17 protein-coding genes and 3 tRNA genes are annotated in these 17482 nt (G+C 42.1%); 13 read left to right on the forward strand and 7 right to left on the reverse strand.

Going from position 1 to position 17482, the window contains the following annotated elements:
* Positions 1-80: 80 nt before the first annotated feature.
* The 6 genes from LMH66_RS13430 to LMH66_RS13455 form a co-directional block, all read right to left on the reverse strand.
* A tRNA-Gln gene (locus LMH66_RS13430) sits at positions 81-155 on the reverse strand.
* Between the two features lie 52 nt (positions 156-207).
* A tRNA-Leu gene (locus tag LMH66_RS13435) sits at positions 208-292 on the reverse strand.
* A 120-nt stretch (positions 293-412) separates the two neighbouring features.
* A tRNA-Met gene (locus LMH66_RS13440) sits at positions 413-489 on the reverse strand.
* 215 nt (positions 490-704) lie between these two features.
* Positions 705-1796 carry a redox-regulated ATPase YchF gene (gene ychF / locus LMH66_RS13445; protein ID WP_102528075.1) on the reverse strand — a complete coding sequence of 364 codons (1092 nt, stop codon included), beginning with the start codon at positions 1794-1796 and terminating at the stop codon, positions 705-707.
* 106 nt (positions 1797-1902) lie between these two features.
* Complete coding sequence (pth, locus tag LMH66_RS13450; protein WP_102528076.1) at positions 1903-2490, reverse strand: aminoacyl-tRNA hydrolase; 588 nt, start codon at positions 2488-2490, stop codon at positions 1903-1905.
* Positions 2491-2638: 148 nt separating this feature from the next.
* On the reverse strand, positions 2639-3865 hold the full coding sequence (locus LMH66_RS13455; protein WP_229370629.1) for an FAD-dependent monooxygenase: 1227 nt from the start codon (positions 3863-3865) through the stop codon (positions 2639-2641).
* Between the two features lie 97 nt (positions 3866-3962).
* On the opposite strand from LMH66_RS13455, the gene LMH66_RS13460 reads away from it, so the two are divergent.
* The 7 genes from LMH66_RS13460 (at position 3963) to LMH66_RS13490 (ending at position 10872) form a co-directional block, all read left to right on the forward strand.
* Positions 3963-4643, forward strand: coding sequence for a hypothetical protein (locus tag LMH66_RS13460; protein ID WP_229370630.1), 681 nt, complete (start codon positions 3963-3965; stop codon positions 4641-4643).
* A 93-nt stretch (positions 4644-4736) separates the two neighbouring features.
* Complete coding sequence (miaB, locus tag LMH66_RS13465; protein ID WP_102528079.1) at positions 4737-6164, forward strand: tRNA (N6-isopentenyl adenosine(37)-C2)-methylthiotransferase MiaB; 1428 nt, start codon at positions 4737-4739, stop codon at positions 6162-6164.
* Positions 6165-6306: 142 nt separating this feature from the next.
* The gene (locus LMH66_RS13470) at positions 6307-7398 is read left to right on the forward strand and encodes a PhoH family protein (RefSeq protein ID WP_229370631.1); all 1092 of its coding nucleotides are present in this window, start codon (positions 6307-6309) and stop codon (positions 7396-7398) included.
* The gene (gene ybeY / locus LMH66_RS13475) at positions 7388-7876 is read left to right on the forward strand and encodes an rRNA maturation RNase YbeY (protein ID WP_102528081.1); all 489 of its coding nucleotides are present in this window, start codon (positions 7388-7390) and stop codon (positions 7874-7876) included. The genes LMH66_RS13470 and ybeY overlap by 11 nt, the downstream gene beginning before the upstream one ends.
* Before the next feature lie 50 nt (positions 7877-7926).
* Positions 7927-8805 (forward strand): CNNM family magnesium/cobalt transport protein CorC, encoded by an 879-nt coding sequence (gene corC, locus LMH66_RS13480; protein ID WP_229370632.1) that lies wholly within the window; start codon positions 7927-7929, stop codon positions 8803-8805.
* A gap of 46 nt (positions 8806-8851) precedes the next feature.
* Positions 8852-10381, forward strand: coding sequence for an apolipoprotein N-acyltransferase (lnt, locus tag LMH66_RS13485; protein WP_229370695.1), 1530 nt, complete (start codon positions 8852-8854; stop codon positions 10379-10381).
* The gene (locus LMH66_RS13490; protein WP_229370634.1) at positions 10378-10872 is read left to right on the forward strand and encodes a prepilin-type N-terminal cleavage/methylation domain-containing protein; all 495 of its coding nucleotides are present in this window, start codon (positions 10378-10380) and stop codon (positions 10870-10872) included. The genes lnt and LMH66_RS13490 overlap by 4 nt, the downstream gene beginning before the upstream one ends.
* Before the next feature lie 45 nt (positions 10873-10917).
* Here the strand turns inward: LMH66_RS13490 and LMH66_RS13495 are convergent, their stop codons facing one another.
* The gene (locus tag LMH66_RS13495; RefSeq protein ID WP_153912813.1) at positions 10918-11418 is read right to left on the reverse strand and encodes a zinc ribbon-containing protein; all 501 of its coding nucleotides are present in this window, start codon (positions 11416-11418) and stop codon (positions 10918-10920) included.
* 120 nt (positions 11419-11538) lie between these two features.
* Between LMH66_RS13495 and leuS the strand changes: the two genes are divergently transcribed.
* The 6 genes from leuS (at position 11539) to rlmH (ending at position 17432) form a co-directional block, all read left to right on the forward strand.
* Positions 11539-14118 carry a leucine--tRNA ligase gene (leuS, locus tag LMH66_RS13500; RefSeq protein WP_102528086.1) on the forward strand — a complete coding sequence of 860 codons (2580 nt, stop codon included), beginning with the start codon at positions 11539-11541 and terminating at the stop codon, positions 14116-14118.
* Positions 14119-14300: 182 nt separating this feature from the next.
* Positions 14301-14795: an LPS assembly lipoprotein LptE gene (gene lptE, locus LMH66_RS13505; RefSeq protein WP_229370696.1), complete on the forward strand. Its 495-nt coding sequence runs from the start codon at positions 14301-14303 to the stop codon at positions 14793-14795.
* Positions 14795-15826, forward strand: a complete 1032-nt coding sequence (gene holA / locus LMH66_RS13510; protein WP_229370636.1) for a DNA polymerase III subunit delta — start codon at positions 14795-14797, stop codon at positions 15824-15826. The genes lptE and holA overlap by 1 nt, the downstream gene beginning before the upstream one ends.
* Before the next feature lie 35 nt (positions 15827-15861).
* Complete coding sequence (nadD, locus tag LMH66_RS13515) at positions 15862-16533, forward strand: nicotinate (nicotinamide) nucleotide adenylyltransferase (protein ID WP_420709425.1); 672 nt, start codon at positions 15862-15864, stop codon at positions 16531-16533.
* A 99-nt stretch (positions 16534-16632) separates the two neighbouring features.
* Positions 16633-16962 (forward strand): ribosome silencing factor, encoded by a 330-nt coding sequence (gene rsfS / locus LMH66_RS13520; protein WP_102528089.1) that lies wholly within the window; start codon positions 16633-16635, stop codon positions 16960-16962.
* On the forward strand, positions 16962-17432 hold the full coding sequence (gene rlmH, locus LMH66_RS13525; RefSeq protein WP_055025767.1) for a 23S rRNA (pseudouridine(1915)-N(3))-methyltransferase RlmH: 471 nt from the start codon (positions 16962-16964) through the stop codon (positions 17430-17432). Before rsfS ends, rlmH begins: the two co-directional genes overlap by 1 nt.
* Positions 17433-17482: the final 50 nt, after the last annotated feature.

Here is a 17482-nt window from a genome sequence, read left to right on the forward strand (position 1 = left end):
AACCTGGGGATGCCGAGATCAAAACCCGGTGCCTTACCACTTGGCGATATCCCAATAATCTTTTACTACTTACTTTAAAATGGCTGGGATACCAGGATTCGAACCTGGGGATGCCGAGATCAAAACCCGGTGCCTTACCACTTGGCGATATCCCAATCTAAAGCTTTTTAAAAAACCCGCTATTTACATAGCCAATTTTTTTAATAATGGTACGGGAAGAGAGACTTGAACTCTCACACCTTACGGCACCAGAACCTAAATCTGGCGTGTCTACCAATTCCACCACTCCCGCACTGACTCTGTTTTTCATCCAGAACACGATGCTCATTTAACCTTGAGAAGGTTGCCGGTCATATTTCTAAAGTTATCACTTTAACTAACCAGCAATCTCTTATTTTACATCTAGAGAAGATGGTAGCAATGGCGGGACTTGAACCTGCGACCCCAGCATTATGAGTGCTGTGCTCTAACCAGCTGAGCTACATTGCCACTTTATTCTTACTTGCCCTCGTCGTGAGGACGGGGCGTATTATGCTTATTCAGGGTATCGAGGTCAACTGCTTTTTTTAGCTATTTTCATCAATTGTTGTTGTTCGGCTATAAGTTCACCAAACTGAGCGCCAAATCGACAAAATATCCTAATAAAGTTAACCTCAATACTCTTTAACGGTGATCTTCAGACTATTATAGTTTGAAAATACCGATTACACGTTAAATAGGAAATGCATAACATCGCCATCTTTAACGATATAACCTTTACCTTCGACACGTAATTTACCCGCATCTTTAGCGCCAGCTTCACCTTTATGTTCGATAAAGTCATCATAGCTCATTACTTGAGCACGAATGAAACCACGTTCGAAGTCAGTATGGATCACGCCCGCTGCTTGTGGCGCACTCGCACCGACTGGTACTGTCCATGCTCTTACTTCTTTTACACCTGCAGTAAAGTAAGTTTGTAAGTCTAATAATTGGTAACCCGCACGGATCACGCGATCAAGACCTGACTCTTCAAGGCCAAGATCAGCCATAAACTCAACACGGTCTTCAGCATCCATTTCTGCAAGCTCTGATTCAATTGCAGCACAAACGGCAACAACTACTGCATTTTCAGTCTCAGCAATCGCTTTAACAGCATCTAAATGTGGATTATCTTCAAAACCATCTTCAGCTACGTTAGCAATGTACATCGTAGGCTTTAATGTAAGGAAGTTAAGGTAAGCAACAGCGGCAATCTCTTCTTTGCTTAACTCTAGTGAACGCAACATTTGGCCTTCATCTAATGTTGGGCGCATTTTTTCAAGCACTTCAACTTCAAACTTAGCTTCTTGATCGCCACCTTTAGCACGCTTCTGTTGACGGAAAATAGCACGCTCTAAGCTATCTAAGTCAGCAAGTGCAAGTTCAGTGTTAATCACTTCGATGTCACCAGCTGGATCAACTTTATTAGCAACGTGAACGATGTTTGGATCTTCAAAACAACGAACAACATGACCAATTGCATCAGTTTCACGGATGTTAGCAAGGAACTTATTTCCTAAACCTTCACCTTTTGATGCGCCAGCTACCAAACCAGCAATATCAACAAATTCCATTGTGGTTGGTAAAATACGCTCAGGGCTAACAATCGCAGCTAATTTATCTAGACGTGAATCCGGTACAGGTACAACACCTGTGTTAGGCTCAATGGTACAAAACGGGAAGTTAGCTGCTTCAATTCCTGCTTCTGTTAATGCATTAAATAGTGTCGACTTACCTACGTTTGGCAAACCCACAATGCCGCATTTAAAACCCATATTTGTTACCTTTATATATGTTGAACTGCATCGAAACTGATACAGTGAATATCAATAGTTGCTTTGAAACAGAGAAACCTTACTACCTTTATATAGGCTATAAAATTTAAACTGCTTTAAAAGTATGTAATCTGTTCATGGCTTTCGCCATATCTTGCTTAAATAAAATCTCAGTTGAACGCACTGCTTCATCAATCACTGCATCCATCTTTTCTTGTTCGCTTGCTGGCGCTTTACCCAGTACATAACCGCTAACACGATTTTTGTCTCCAGGATGACCAATACCTATCCGTAGGCGGTGAAACCCTTTGTCATTGGCCATTTTAGCAATAATGTCTTTTAAACCATTATGGCCACCATGACCGCCGCCTAATTTAAACTTTGCAACGCCCGGTTCCATATCAAGCTCATCATGAGCGACTAATATTTCTTCTGGAGTAATTCGGAAAAAATTGGCTAATGCACCTACTGATTTTCCGCTAAGGTTCATAAAAGTGGTCGGGATCAATAATCGTACGTCTTTACCATCAATCGTCACTCTGGCAGTTAAACCAAAGTATTTACTGTCAGGTACAAGCGTTGCGCCGCATAGGCGCGCTAGCTCTTGCACATACCATGCACCGGCATTATGACGAGTTTGTGCGTATTCAGCACCAGGATTGGCAAGACCAACAATTAGTTTTATTTGACTCATTAGCACTCATTTTTAGCGAATAATATGACCGCGCTGACTTCAAATCATCCTAATAAAATTGCCGAAATGTGATTTGAAGGCGCTAAAGCGCGGCATTTTAACACTCAAAACTGAACTCAACAATTACCGCGTGTTATTTAACCTAGATTTAGGCTAAACCTAATGCATATTTGAGGACTTTCTTTTTGATAGGGTTATCATGGTTTGCGAGTTTTAGCATACCATTACGTAATAGCTTAAGCGGCATTAAGTCATTACTGAAACCGGCATAAAATGCATCCATTGCCGACATCATTAATAAGTTGTCGCTATAACGCTTACATTGATATTGCTTTAAAGTGGTTTCAGTCCACCATGGACGGTTATTACCAACCGCATCGGCGATAGTCGCAATCAATACGTCGACATCTTTAAAACCAATATTCACCCCTTGACCTGCAAGTGGGTTAATCGTGTGAGCTGCATCGCCTAAAATAACCACATTATCTTGGCAATATGATTGCGCATGACGACGAGTTAACGGAAAGCTACCCCGGTCGATAACAGTAAAATCACTGTCTAATCGCTGCGGGAAGTGTTGTCTAATTTGCTCAGCAAGTTGCAGATGATTAAGCTGCATTAACTGTTTAATACGGCTACGACTGTCATACCAAACTAATGAAGCATTGTTGCCAGGAAGCGGTAGTAACGAACGCGGCCCTGCTGGAGTAAATTGCTGCCAGGTGACATCTTGCTGCTCAGTGGATGTGGCGACATTAATAAGCATCGCTGATTGGGCATAATCCCAACCAGTAATACCAATACCAGCCCATTGACGCACTTGCGAGTTCGCACCATCAGCGCCAACTAATAATGCAGCACGGATTTCTGTCCCAGAATCTAAAGTGACTTTTATCTGTTGTTGAACATCATGGGTTACACGCTCAAAACGACTGACACTTTCAGGGCAATAGAGTATGATATTGTCCATAGCCTCTATTTTTTGCCATAAACAAAGTTGAATTAATCGATTTTCAAAAAAGTAGCCTAAATGTGGCTCATCAATTTGATCAGCATGAAATTGAGTGATGCAATCTTCCACCTCCCAAGTTTCTAGGCCTTTATAAGCCACATGACGCAAAGATAACAATTCATCCATTACCCCAAGTCGCTCAAGCAATTGCTCTGAAGCAACACTAATAGCAGACACTCGAAGATCTAGCGGCTGTTCAGGCTCATAGGCCTTTGGTTGATAGGCTTCTATCATTGCGACATTCAGGCCAAGCTGCCCTAACCCTACCGCGACAGCTGCGCCAACCATGCCGCCGCCCACAATCACCACATCATGTTGAACTTGTAGATCTTGTTTTGCCTTATCTTGAACTGCATCTTGCATTGCTAAACCCTTCTCATCGCACTTTCGTACTTATTAGCATTAACCGTAACGATTAAAATATGTACAAACGTGTCTAAAATCGCTTAATCGTGTCGATATGTTGCTATCTAATCTTAGAGCAACACCTGCTTACAATGGTGACACATTAACCAGTAAACCTCTTCATATACTGAAACTGTCTAATGAATACACCTTGCACCACATCCGTCATGCCAAGGTAAGAGAGGATACTATGTCTAGTCAAAGCACGTACGTACATTCTAACAATATTAGCAGCAACCATTCGGGCCTACTTTCTATTCCTGAGGCTATATCAAAGCGTATGCCAAAGGGCAGAAAATCAGCAAGCATCACTCGAATGTTTACCCATAGTTTACTGGCTATCACAGCATTATTTTCTGTTGCTTCCCAAGCGCAAATGCAACCAATGGAAACCGTCACCGTGATTTACCGTTCTTCGTTTGATTATGCCTTATATCAACAAACCACGGAAATACTCACACGCTTTAATCGGGAGCTACCACAACAAATTATTGCCAGAGCTCGTCAAGATAACGTGGCAATGGCAAAAGAATTCGGTTTTTCAGTCCAAGAAGCCAATGAATTAGTCTCGTTTGACTATCATGCAAATCAACTACAGCAAAACTTAATCGCTCAAGCGCGCCTTGATAATCAGCGTATAGCTAAGCAATTAGGCTTTTTTACCAATCAATCAAACGAGTTAGCCGACCAAGATAAATACTCGCAAAAAATAGGGGTATTAAGCTTTTCAGAATAATGCTCACTAGATGTGCACAAAGGCTAGCCAGCGAGCCTTTGTGCAGTTAAAATACTCGGCTATTTTTCTGTGGTATATAGAACGGCGTATCTGATGAGTAAAAAACTACACATAAAAACCTGGGGCTGTCAGATGAATGAATACGATTCATCTAAAATGGCTGACTTGCTGGACGATTATCAAGGTTACACCTTGACTGAGAATGCTGAAGAAGCAGACGTACTCCTGCTTAACACATGCTCAATTCGTGAAAAAGCACAGGAAAAAGTGTTTCATCAGCTTGGTCGCTGGAAAACCTTAAAAGATAAAAATCCTAATTTAGTTATCGGTGTCGGTGGTTGTGTTGCTTCACAAGAAGGTAAAGCAATTAAAGAACGTGCTCAATGCGTTGATATCATTTTCGGCCCACAAACCTTGCATCGTTTACCTGAAATGATCACTCAAATTAATAATGGCGACAAAGCCGTTATTGATGTGAGCTTCCCAGAAATCGAAAAGTTTGACCGTTTACCAGAGCCAAAAGCTGATGGTCCATCGGCATTCGTTTCAATTATGGAAGGTTGTAGCAAATACTGTTCATTCTGTGTTGTACCTTATACACGCGGTGAAGAAGTTAGCCGCCCAGTCGATGACGTGATTCTAGAAGTCGCTCAGCTAGCTGAACAAGGTGTACGTGAAGTTAACCTGTTAGGCCAAAACGTGAATGCCTTCCGTGGTCCGACTCACGACGATGAAATTTGTACCTTTGCAGAGTTATTGCGCTTAGTGGCATCAATAGATGGCATCGACCGTATCCGCTTTACAACTAGTCATCCGATTGAGTTCTCTCAAGACATCATTGATGTATATGAAGACACTCCTGAACTTGTTAGCTTCTTACACCTTCCTGTTCAATCAGGATCAGATCGTATTTTGACTAACATGAAACGTGGCCACATGGCGATTGAATACAAATCAATTATTCGTCGTTTACGTAAAGCCCGTCCTGATATTCATATCAGTTCTGACTTTATTATTGGCTTCCCTGGTGAAAGCCAAGCTGACTTTGAAGACACAATGAAGTTAATTGAAGATGTAAGCTTCGATCACAGCTTCAGCTTTATTTACAGTGCGCGCCCAGGTACCCCAGCTGCAGACTTACCAGATGATGTCACTATGACTGAAAAGAAACAGCGCCTGGCTATTTTACAAGACCGAATCACCCAGCAAGCGATGCGTTACAGCCGTCAAATGTTAGGTACTGTGCAACGTATTTTAGTTGAAGGTCCTTCAGTAAAGAATCCAATGGAGCTTCGCGGTCGTACTGAAAATAACCGCGTAGTGAATTTCGAAGGTAACCCTAAGAGCATTGGCGGGTTTGTTGACGTAGAAATCGTTGACGTATACACCAACTCTTTACGTGGCGTATTTGTTCGCGCAGAAGATGAAATGGATTTACGTCGTAGTTTGCGTCCGTCTGACATTTTAGCTAAACACAAAACTGATGATGATTTAGGCGTAACCCAATTTACCCCTAATTAAGTCATAATCGAGTGATGATATTTAGTTAATAAAGGCGGCTATAAGCCGCCTTTATTGTGCTTTTACCTAAATACCGTGGTATTTTAAATACAACACTCGTAGACTCTTTGTTAATAAACATATCGTTTTTGGAGCATTATTTTTGTCCACTAAAGTTACAACCATGAATTTGTATCTCGAGCCTGCTGAGACTCGAAGAATTGCCTCATTATGTGGTCCTTATGATGACAACATTAAGCAACTTGAGCGCCGTCTAGGTGTTGAGATTGTCCATAAAAACAACCATTTCACAATTGTTGGTCTGCCTCGTAATGCCTTTAATGCCAATAATTTATTGAAACAGCTTTATATTGAAACCCAAACGGTTAAAGGCAGCACGCCTGATCTTGAACCTGAACGAGTTCATCTAGCCATTCAAGAAGTGATTAATCTTGAGGCAGAATCTTCTGCTGAAGACGATACCCTACACATCAAAACTAAGCGCGGCATCATCAAGCCACGCAACCCAAACCAAGCTAATTATGTGGCAAATATTGCTAAACATGACATCACCTTTGGTATTGGGCCTGCAGGTACAGGTAAAACCTTTTTAGCTGTTGCAGCCGCAGTCGATGCATTAGAACGTCAAGAAGTTCGTCGTATTCTATTAACGCGTCCAGCGGTTGAAGCCGGTGAAAAACTCGGATTCTTGCCGGGCGATTTAAGCCAGAAAGTCGACCCGTATTTACGCCCACTTTATGATGCTTTGTTTGAAATGTTAGGTTTTGAGAAAGTTGAAAAACTGCTTGAGCGCAACATCATTGAAATCGCCCCGCTGGCTTATATGCGCGGCCGTACTTTAAATGATGCCTTTGTGATTTTAGATGAAAGCCAGAACACCACTGTTGAACAAATGAAAATGTTCTTAACCCGTATCGGCTTTAATTCACGCGCGGTCATCACTGGTGATATTACTCAAATCGATTTACCGCGCAGTCAAAAGTCAGGACTACGCCAGGCAATTGAAGTGCTCAACGAAGTCAATGACATTAGCTTTAACTTCTTTATGTCTCAAGATGTGGTTCGTCACCCGATTGTTGCCCGCATCGTCGAAGCTTATGAAGCATTTGATTCAAAAGAACTGGCACTAAAAGCTGAAAAAGAGCGCCAATATAAACAACGTCAGAATGCATTTAATGAACAAATGAGCAATGAAGATGCTAATACTGTTGGAGTGGTAAAAAATGACGCTTAACTCTGACGTTGCTTCAAAGCTTGATTTAGAGCTAGATTTACAAATTGCCGTTGATGACCCGCAACAATTACCAACTCAAGATGAGTTTGAGTTATGGGTCAAAACAGCACTCGGTAATACCATGGAAACGGCTGAATTAACGATTCGCATTGTCGAAAACAGTGAAAGTCAGCAGCTTAACCATACTTACCGCGGGAAAGATAAACCTACCAATGTTTTATCTTTTCCTTTCGAGGCGCCTCCAGGGATTGAATTACCACTTTTAGGTGATTTAATCATTGCCGCTGAAGTAGTAGAACTCGAAGCAAAACAACAGAATAAGCCCCTTATAGCACATTGGGCCCACATGGTTATTCACGGCTGCTTGCATTTGCTAGGTTATGACCATATTATCGACAACGAAGCTGAAGAAATGGAGTCATTAGAGACTCAACTCATTGAAGGCTTAGGTTTTTCAAATCCGTATAAGGAAGCATAAATAAGTCAAAGGATTGCATGTAAATGCCTCCGATGATTTAGTAAAATATTATGAGTGACGACATCCCACCGAGTACCAACGCCCGTAAAAAAAACTGGATTGACAAAATAGGTCAGTTGTTTCAGGGCGAACCTCAAAATCGCGAAGATCTCGTAGAGGTCATTGCGGGCGCTGAAGAGCGTGATTTAATTACTGAAGATACCCGTGAAATGATGAATGGCGTATTAGAAGTTTCAGGATTACGCGTACGCGATATCATGATCCCTCGCAGCCAAATAGTCACACTACAAATCGATAGCACAGTTGATGAATTACTGAAAACAGTAATAGAATCAGCTCACTCTCGTTTTCCTGTAGTCAACGAAGATAAAGACCATATCGAAGGCATTTTGCTTGCAAAAGATCTGCTTAAGTATGGCTTCAAGCAATCAGACCAACCTTTCTCACTGCATCAAGTCATCAGGCCAGCTGTAGTGGTTCCAGAAAGCAAGCGTGTCGATGTGCTACTCAAAGAATTCCGCTCCCAGCGATATCATATGGCCATTGTGGTCGATGAATATGGTGGGGTATCCGGTCTTGTCACAATTGAAGATATCTTGGAAGAAATCGTCGGTGAAATTGAAGATGAATTCGACCATAGTTCAGTAGAAGATACGGAAATCAAAAAAATCAGTAACACCGTGTTTATGATTAAAGCACGTACCCCTATTGATGAATTTAACGAAGCTTGCGGTACTCAATTCAGCGATGAAGAATTTGATACTGTCGGCGGTTTAGTGTCACACGCCTTTGGTCATTTACCAGAGCGCAATGAAAGTGTACTTATCGATAATATCGAGTTTAAAGTCACTAACTCTGATACAAGACGGTTAATTCAACTTAGCGTTAAGTTACCAGATCCTAAACTTCAAGAAGATAACGACGACTAACACTGTGTTTAAAAAACTAAATATCTCGAAGTCATCACTATTAAAGATGGTGACGGCTTTTGCTGCGGGCGCAAGTACCACTCTCGCCTTTGCTCCTTACGCAATATGGGCTTTCTACCCCGCGGCAATGATATTTGTTCTCTATCAAAGCCGACACTTAACCCCTAAAGAAAACTTCTTTCATTGGCTAAGTTTCGGCTTTGGTTGTTTTGCTTTTGGGATCAGCTGGGTCCATGTCAGTATTGATACGTTTGGCGGATTACCGTTATTCGTTTCAATGGGGCTTATGGCATTACTGGCATTTTATTTAGCGCTCTACCCTGCATTAGCGGGGTATCTCACCGCAAGACTTAGTCAATATCCGCACTTTAAACATTGGCATCATGCCTTTCAGTATCTCGGTTTATTCCCTGCACTTTGGGTATTAACTGAATGGATGCGTGGATGGGTGCTTACAGGGTTCCCATGGTTATGGGCTGGCTACAGTCAAACCCAGGGACCGATTTCTGAACTTGGCAGCGTTATTGGCGCACTAGGATTAAGTTATCTCATCGCTCTGTTTTGCGGCAGCATTGTTTTAGTCTTAAAGAAACGTTTTATCAGTGCAGCGGTCATCACCGCAGTCATTATCATTGCGACAATCGTTACACCATTAATCTCTGACATTACCCCTCGCGGCGAAACCGTTAAAGTGGCGTTAGTGCAAGGCAATATCGAACAAAGCATGAAGTGGGAGCCTGATGCGTTATGGCCGACACTGCTTAAATATATGGATTTAAGCCGTCCAAACTTTGATGCCGATATTATCGTCTGGCCAGAAGCTGCAGTACCCGCTCCAGAGTCAATGGTGGGAGACTTTTTACATAATACCGATAAAGTGGCGAATATGAATGATAGCGCCATCATTACCGGTATTATCAGCACACAGCAGCAAGAATTTTATAACTCACTTATTGTATTGGGTAACGCCAATGAGTCAGTGCAGCCCCAAGGTGACTATCAAGGCAATGGCACTAATGATTACAAAAAACACCACTTACTCCCTATCGGTGAATTTGTCCCGTTTGAAAGCCTGTTAAGACCATTAGCGCCGTTTTTTAATCTCCCTATGTCATCGTTTGGGCGCGGAACTTACCAACAGCAAAACTTAAATGCCATGGGCTATCAAATAGCCCCTGCTCTTTGCTTCGAAATTGTGTTTCCTGAGCAACTGCGCGCCAATATCGATGAAGATACCGATTTACTGTTAACGGTTTCAAATGATGCTTGGTTTGGCGATACAATTGGTCCATTGCAACACATGGAAATAGCCCAAATGCGCTCAATTGAATTAGGCCGTCCATTAGTTCGAGCAACCAACAATGGTGTAACAGCTGTGGTAGATATTCACGGTCGTATCACCCATCAAATCCCGCAATTTAAACAAGGCGTATTAGTTGCAGATGTTCCGTTATATAACGGTGAAACGTGGTTTAAACGTATTGGCCAAACACCATTATTATTACTCTGTGGTTTGTTGTTTTTGATAGGGTTAACTCAACAAATCATGCTTTGGAAAAAAGGCAGACCTGATTGAGCTTGAAACGATTTAATCAAGGTTTTACCTTAATAGAGCTTGTTGTGGTGATTATTATTTTGGCCATCATGGCTATTATTGCTGCGCCAAAATTTATCAATATGTCCACTGAAGCCCGTATTAGCGGTTTATCTCAGCTAAATGCCAGTGCAAAATCCGCAAATAACTTAGTCTATGCTCGCTCGCAAATGAGCAGCTTCTCTACCCAAACTGTCAACAATAGAGATGACTTACTTGATATCGATCTTGAAGGTGATGGCAGTTTTAATACACGTCTTAAATGGGGTTATTTGGATAATACCGATATTGAAGATTGGTTGATTTTAGATGATGGCTTTGTCATTGAGTATCAAGGCATTGCCGATACTTTTATCGGCTATGATCTCAATGATGACGGTAAGGTATTAGATGACAATTGTTATTTTCACTACGTTCAAGCCAATAACGCAACCACTGGGCCGCAATATAATAATGTCACAACTGGTTGCTAGCCGTTTAAACACAGCTAGTAACCAATAAATGTACAACCTCAAAATTTAAGGCGCTAACGATTCTCGGGTAAACATTTCATTGTCGCATTGCGGGCAATCAGGAATTAAGCTCGGAAACTCAATATTCATTTCATGATTACATTCAGTACAAATCACTTTGCCCTGATTAATCACTTCACCTGACATATAAAAGCCTTTGTGTTTGAAGTCTTGAGCTATCTCATGCCACTCAACTTGGCTGCGGTCAGTAATTTCACCTAACCAGTGCCAAAGGGTATTTTCTAAGGTGATCACCGTTGGGCTATAACTAAGATTATCGGCATTTTCATCTTTTAGGTAACTTGCAATGTCACGCTTTAAAAATTCTTCTACTAAAGCTAACTCATCTTCACCTGCATCAGATTTGAGTTGCAAATAATCTTTACACTGGGTTACTGATGCAAAAAGGCTCTTTGCAGTCAATGAGTTATCTTCATCATAGCGCTGCTTAACTTGCTCAAAAAGCGTGTGATAAAGCGCTAATAACGCTGAACTTCGTCCACTCATAAAAAATACTCCTTCATCTGAACCTTTTTAATGCATCACTTCTAGTTTATTCTATGCAGATCTCACTCGCGCTTTTTAGCGTTAGATCAAACAATGGGCGGCATAGGCCGGAATAGATTGATGCAAGAGCAATATAATCCCTCAGAAATTGAAGCCTTAGTGCAAAAGCACTGGGAAGACAAAAAAACCTTCGAAGTAACAGAAGATGAAAACAAAGAGAAGTTCTACTGTCTCTCTATGTTCCCTTATCCGTCTGGCCGACTTCACATGGGACACGTCCGTAACTACACCATAGGTGATGTTGTTGCTCGTTACCAACGTTTGCAAGGTAAAAATGTTCTACAACCTATTGGTTGGGACTCATTCGGCCTACCTGCTGAAAATGCGGCAATCAATAATAAGACTGCCCCAGCACCGTGGACATACGAAAATATCGACTACATGAAGAACCAACTTAAGCTATTAGGTTTTGGTTACGATTGGAGCCGTGAAATCGCCACATGTACGCCTGAGTACTACCAGTGGGAACAATGGTTCTTCACCCAGCTTTATGAAAAAGGCTTAGTCTACAAAAAGACAGCTTCAGTAAACTGGTGTCCAAATGATGAAACGGTACTGGCTAACGAGCAAGTACAAGACGGCTGTTGCTGGCGCTGTGACACTGAGGTGGTTCAAAAAGAAATTCCTCAGTGGTTCATCAAGATCACCGATTACGCTGAAGAACTATTAAATGACATCGATCAGCTAGACGAATGGCCTGAACAGGTTAAGTCTATGCAACGTAACTGGATTGGCCGCAGTGAAGGTATCGAAATGACCTTTAATGTTGCTAACAGTGATGAGACATTCGATATCTATACCACACGTCCTGACACCGTAATGGGTGTGACGTATGTTGCAATTGCAAGTGGTCACCCACTGGCAGAGCAAGCGGCAAAGAGCAACCCTGAATTAGCGGCATTCATCGAAGAATGTAAAAACGTTGATACCACTGAAGCTGCTATGGCTGTGATGGAAAAGAAAGGTGTTGCTACTGGTCTTAATGCTGTTCACCCATTAACAGGCAAAGAAGTGCCAATCTGGGTAGGTAACTTTGTATTAATGAACTACGGTACTGGCGCGGTTATGTCTGTACCCGCTCATGATCAACGAGACTTTGAGTTTGCTAAAAAATACGGCCTTTCGATTGAAGCTGTGATTAAGCCAGCAGATAGCGAAGTCGACATCAGTGAAGCTGCATTTACTGACAAAGGTGTACTGTTTAATTCTGCAGAATTTGATGGACTTGAATTCCAAGCTGCATTTGATGCTATTGATGCCAAACTGACTGCTGAAGGCAAAGGTAAGCGTCAAGTTAACTTCCGTCTTCGTGACTGGGGTGTATCTCGTCAGCGTTACTGGGGCGCGCCAATTCCAATGGTGACCTTAGAAGACGGCACGGTAATGCCAACGCCAGCTGAACAACTTCCGGTTATCTTACCTGAAGATGTCGTAATGGACGGTATTCAAAGCCCGATTAAAGCCGACAAAGAGTGGGCTAAAACCGAAGTTAACGGTCAACCAGCACTGCGTGAAACAGATACCTTTGATACCTTCATGGAATCTTCTTGGTACTACGCACGTTACTGTAGCCCGCATGCAGATCAAATGCTTGATCCTGCTAAAGCTAACTACTGGTTACCAGTGGATCAATACATCGGTGGTATCGAGCATGCTTGTATGCATCTTCTGTACTTCCGTTTCTTCCACAAATTATTACGTGATATCGGTTTAGTTGACTCTGATGAGCCAGCAAAACGCTTATTGACTCAAGGTATGGTATTGGCAGATGCTTATTACTATAACAACGAGAAAGGCGCACGTGTGTGGGTTTCACCAGCTGATGTAACAGTTCAAGAAACTGATGACAAAGGCCGTGTAGTCAAAGCAATCGACAGCGAAGGTCATGAACTGGTTTACACCGGCATGAGCAAGATGTCGAAGTCTAAGAATAACGGTATTGACCCACAAGAAATGGTTGATAAATACGGTGCTGACACCGTCCGTTTATTCATGATGTTTGCAGCGCCGCCTGAATTAACCCTTGAGTGGCAAGAATCAAGTGTTGAAGGTGCGCACCGTTTCATTAAGCGTTTCTGGAAAACGGCACACGATCATGTTGCCCAAGGCGAAGTGGTTGCATTAGACCCTAAAGCCCTAGACAACAATCAAAAAGCACTACGCCGTGAACTGCATAAGACCATTGCCAAAGTCAGCGATGATATTGAGCGTCGTCAAATGTTCAACACTGCGATTGCTGCGATCATGGAATTAATGAACAAATTGCAAAAAGCACCGTCTGCCAATGAGCAAGACCGTGCCCTAATGCAAGAAGCATTAACCGCAGTCACTCGTTTACTTTACCCAATCATTCCACATACAAGTTTCAGCTTGTGGACTGCTTTAGGTAATACAACAGATATCGAAGACAGCTTGTGGCCAACAGTTGATGAATCAGCATTAGTTGAAGACAGCAAACTTATCATCGTACAAGTTAACGGTAAGCTTCGCGCTAAAATCACTGTTGCTGCTGACGCTTCTAAAGAAGAAGTTGAAGCCCTTGGTTTAGCTGATGAGAATGTGCTGAAGTTTGTTGAAGGCGTCACCGTTCGTAAAGTTATTTACGTCCCGGGTAAGCTGTTAAATATCGTTGCTAAGTAAACGATAATGGTGCGTTTGCTGTTATTTCAAAAGTAACAGCCAAATGCATCACACATTGCTTATACCAACAGAAAGGTTGCTATTGATTAGCAACCTTTCTTATTTCCCTGTAATCTACTATCAGGGTTGCGAAAGCAATAAATTCTATTTAAAAGTTAAGTAAAAGGATGCCGATACTAGTGATGCTAATAAAACGCATTAGCTTGGCAATGATGGCACTGGTTATATTAACCACTGCAGGTTGCGGCTTTAAATTACAACGCAGTTATTCTATTCCAGTCGAACTTGAAGAATTGCATTTAAGCACCAACGATCAATACAGTGAACTGTCACGTTTAGTCAGCGATCGCCTACGTATTCATGCTATTTCAACGGTTCCAGCATCAGATACCACGCCGACCCTTAGACTGGTAAATGATTCTCTTGAGCGTGCAACACTGTCTCTATACCCGACAGGTAACGTCGCTGAATACGAGCTCATTTATTTAGTGAATTACTCACTCACACTACCTGAGTCTGAACCACAAATATTTCAAACAGAAATTCGTCGTGACTATCAAGACGATCCACGTACAGCATTAGCAAAAAGTCGTGAAATGGAAATGTTGGTCAAAGAAATGCGGATTCAGGCCGCCGAGAATATTATTCAAACCCTGGCCTCCATTGAGGTGAATTAATGCGGGTTTACCCAGATCAAATAAGCCAACATCTTAAAAGCCCTCAAGGCTGTTACTTACTCTTCGGTGATGACCCATGGCTGATTGAAAACTGTAAAGCACAGATTCTAGCTGCGGCTAAAAAACACGGATTTGATGAACGTGTTCACCTAACCCAAGAAACCGGTTTTAGTTGGAATGATTTGATTCAAGAGTGGCAATCCATGAGTTTGTTTGCCAGTCGCCGCATTATCGAACTCACTCTACCTCAGGCAAAACCTGGCACTGAAGGTTCTGCTGCATTCATTTCCATGATGCAAAACCCCAATCCAGACATCATTTTATTAATTCATGGGCCTAAGCTTTCTGCTGAAACAAAAAGTAAGTGGTTTAAAACTCTCGATGCAGCAGGTATTTATTTACCTTGTACCACGCCAGAAGGTAAGCAATTTCAGCGTTGGTTAGATAACCGTATTAGTCATTACAAGTTACACGTACAGATGGATGCAAAAGCCATGCTGTTTAACTTGTTTGAAGGTAATTTGCTCGCAGCAGAACAAGCATTACAATTACTGCAGTTACTTAGCCCTCATGAGCCAATTCATAGTGATCATTTAACTGATTATTTTGAAGATCAATCTCGCTTTACCGTGTTTCAACTGACAGATGCCTTACTGGGTAATCATCAAAAACATGCTCAGCATATGGTGGTGCAGCTCAATGGCGAAGGCACTGCAATGCCAATTTTGATGTGGGCGCTATTTAAAGAGCTTAATGTATTACTCAATCTTAAGACTGCTGTAGAACAAGGCGCTCAACTAAATAGTTTATGGCAGCAACACCGTATTTGGGATAAACGTAAGCCATTATACCAAGCGGCTTTAACCCGCTTAACCCTCAGCCAAATTGAACACATGCTGGCCTTTGCGTCAAAAATGGAAATGAACCTTAAACAACATGGTATTGAAGATTGGACTGCTATGAGCCACTTATGCTTACTGTTTGATCCTAATGCTCATCGGCGTTTAGCGCATATAGAACTGCAAACATGAGCCCCATTTTGAGCAATAGTCATCATCAAGCAGGAATGAAAATTGGGTTATTAGGTGGCACCTTTGACCCAATTCACTTCGGTCATATTAAACCCGCTATAGAAGTTCAGCAGCAACTTGGGCTCGATAAAATTTGGTTAATGCCCAATCATATTCCACCGCACAAACAGACTACCCAAGTCAGCAGCCAACACCGCTTAGCGATGGCGCGACTTGTTTGCCAGCAATATGACCATTTTGAAGTGTGCGATATTGAAATTAATCGCGATACGCCGTCATATAGCTCAACGACACTGGAACTGCTAACACAACAATATCCTCAGCATCAGTTTTATTTCATCATGGGTACTGACTCGTTCATCAACCTACCGTCTTGGTACCAGTGGCAATCCATTTTTAATTTATGTCACTTAGTTGTCTGTCAGCGTCCAGGTTGGCAATTAGACAAAAACAGCCCGATGGCGGATTTGTTAATTCAAAATGCAAAAGTGCCCGCATTAGCTAAAACGGGAAAAATATTCCCTGTCGATGTTAGCTTGCAGGATATTTCCTCAACAGAAATTCGTCGTTTCCTCAAAAATGTCCCCTTTGAACAACAAAAAACAACGCACAACACGAAAGTATTTGTTAACACAGAGATCGCTAATATGCTGCCCTTTGTGATCCAACAATACATTTGTGAGCATCATCTGTACCAAAATAAGTAAAAGCGATTTTAGATGCTTAATTGAACACGGCTTCAATTGCGCTAGCTAGGGTATTTTGCGTATAATGCTCCGTTATTTTTACATATTGAGGTAAGTGACGTGCAGAGCACGGAATTAAAAGATTTTGTTGTCGATAAGATCGACGACCTGAAAGCCAAAGACGTTGTGGTACTAGACGTGGCAAACCAATCACACATTACTGATTACATGGTAATTTGTTCTGGTACATCAAAAACTCATGTTCGCGCTATTGCAGAAAACATGATTGTTGAAGCTAAAACTGCTGGTAACCAACCATTAGGTGTTGAAGGCCGTGATAGCAGTGAATGGGTACTCGTTGATTTAGGTGGCGTAATTTTACACGTGATGCAGCAGCAAACACGCGAATTTTATGACCTAGAAAAGCTATGGACTGAAAACGACGCCTAATGAAGTTACAACTGATTGCTGTTGGCACTAAGATGCCAGATTGGGTCACCCGCGGGTTTGAAGAGTATCAACGTCGTTTCCCTCGAGATATGGCGTTAGAACTCATCGAGATCCCTGCTGGGAAGCGCGGTAAAAATGCTGATATAGCACGCATTCTTCAAAAAGAAGGCGAACTTATGCTAGCAGCTGTGCCCAAAGGCAATCACATTGTAAGCCTAGATTTGCCAGGCAAGAACTGGGAGACTCCCCAACTTGCTCAGCAACTCAGTAAATGGCAACTTGATGGCCGCGATGTCAGTTTGTTGATTGGCGGTCCTGAAGGCCTTGCACCTGATTGCAAAGCTGCCGCTAGTCAAAGTTGGTGTTTATCAGCCCTCACGCTACCCCATCCATTAGTTCGCGTTTTGGTTGCAGAAAGCCTTTACCGAGCATGGAGCATAAATAACAACCATCCCTACCACAGAGAATAAGCCTAATCGGTAAACCTCTGGTAAAAGTGAAGTTAATTCAGCTAATATAG

Source organism: Shewanella sp. 10N.7, assembly GCF_020806285.1.
GTDB classification, from domain to species: domain Bacteria; phylum Pseudomonadota; class Gammaproteobacteria; order Enterobacterales; family Shewanellaceae; genus Shewanella; species Shewanella electrodiphila.

Bases quoted from the DNA above. Each gene is read 5' to 3' on its own strand.
- LMH66_RS13455 (WP_229370629.1), bottom strand. From the start codon at position 3,865: ATGCAAGATGCAGTTCAAGATAAGGCAAAACAAGATCTACAAGTTCAA.
- nadD (WP_420709425.1), top strand. From the start codon at position 15,862: ATGAAAATTGGGTTATTAGGTGGCACCTTTGACCCAATTCACTTCGGT.
- lptE (WP_229370696.1), top strand. From the start codon at position 14,301: ATGCTAATAAAACGCATTAGCTTGGCAATGATGGCACTGGTTATATTA.
- holA (WP_229370636.1), top strand. From the start codon at position 14,795: ATGCGGGTTTACCCAGATCAAATAAGCCAACATCTTAAAAGCCCTCAA.
- pth (WP_102528076.1), bottom strand. From the start codon at position 2,490: ATGAGTCAAATAAAACTAATTGTTGGTCTTGCCAATCCTGGTGCTGAA.
- miaB (WP_102528079.1), top strand. From the start codon at position 4,737: ATGAGTAAAAAACTACACATAAAAACCTGGGGCTGTCAGATGAATGAA.
- rlmH (WP_055025767.1), top strand. From the start codon at position 16,962: ATGAAGTTACAACTGATTGCTGTTGGCACTAAGATGCCAGATTGGGTC.
- LMH66_RS13495 (WP_153912813.1), bottom strand. From the start codon at position 11,418: ATGAGTGGACGAAGTTCAGCGTTATTAGCGCTTTATCACACGCTTTTT.
- LMH66_RS13460 (WP_229370630.1), top strand. From the start codon at position 3,963: ATGTTGCTATCTAATCTTAGAGCAACACCTGCTTACAATGGTGACACA.
- leuS (WP_102528086.1), top strand. From the start codon at position 11,539: ATGCAAGAGCAATATAATCCCTCAGAAATTGAAGCCTTAGTGCAAAAG.
- lnt (WP_229370695.1), top strand. From the start codon at position 8,852: ATGGTGACGGCTTTTGCTGCGGGCGCAAGTACCACTCTCGCCTTTGCT.
- ychF (WP_102528075.1), bottom strand. From the start codon at position 1,796: ATGGGTTTTAAATGCGGCATTGTGGGTTTGCCAAACGTAGGTAAGTCG.
- corC (WP_229370632.1), top strand. From the start codon at position 7,927: ATGAGTGACGACATCCCACCGAGTACCAACGCCCGTAAAAAAAACTGG.
- ybeY (WP_102528081.1), top strand. From the start codon at position 7,388: ATGACGCTTAACTCTGACGTTGCTTCAAAGCTTGATTTAGAGCTAGAT.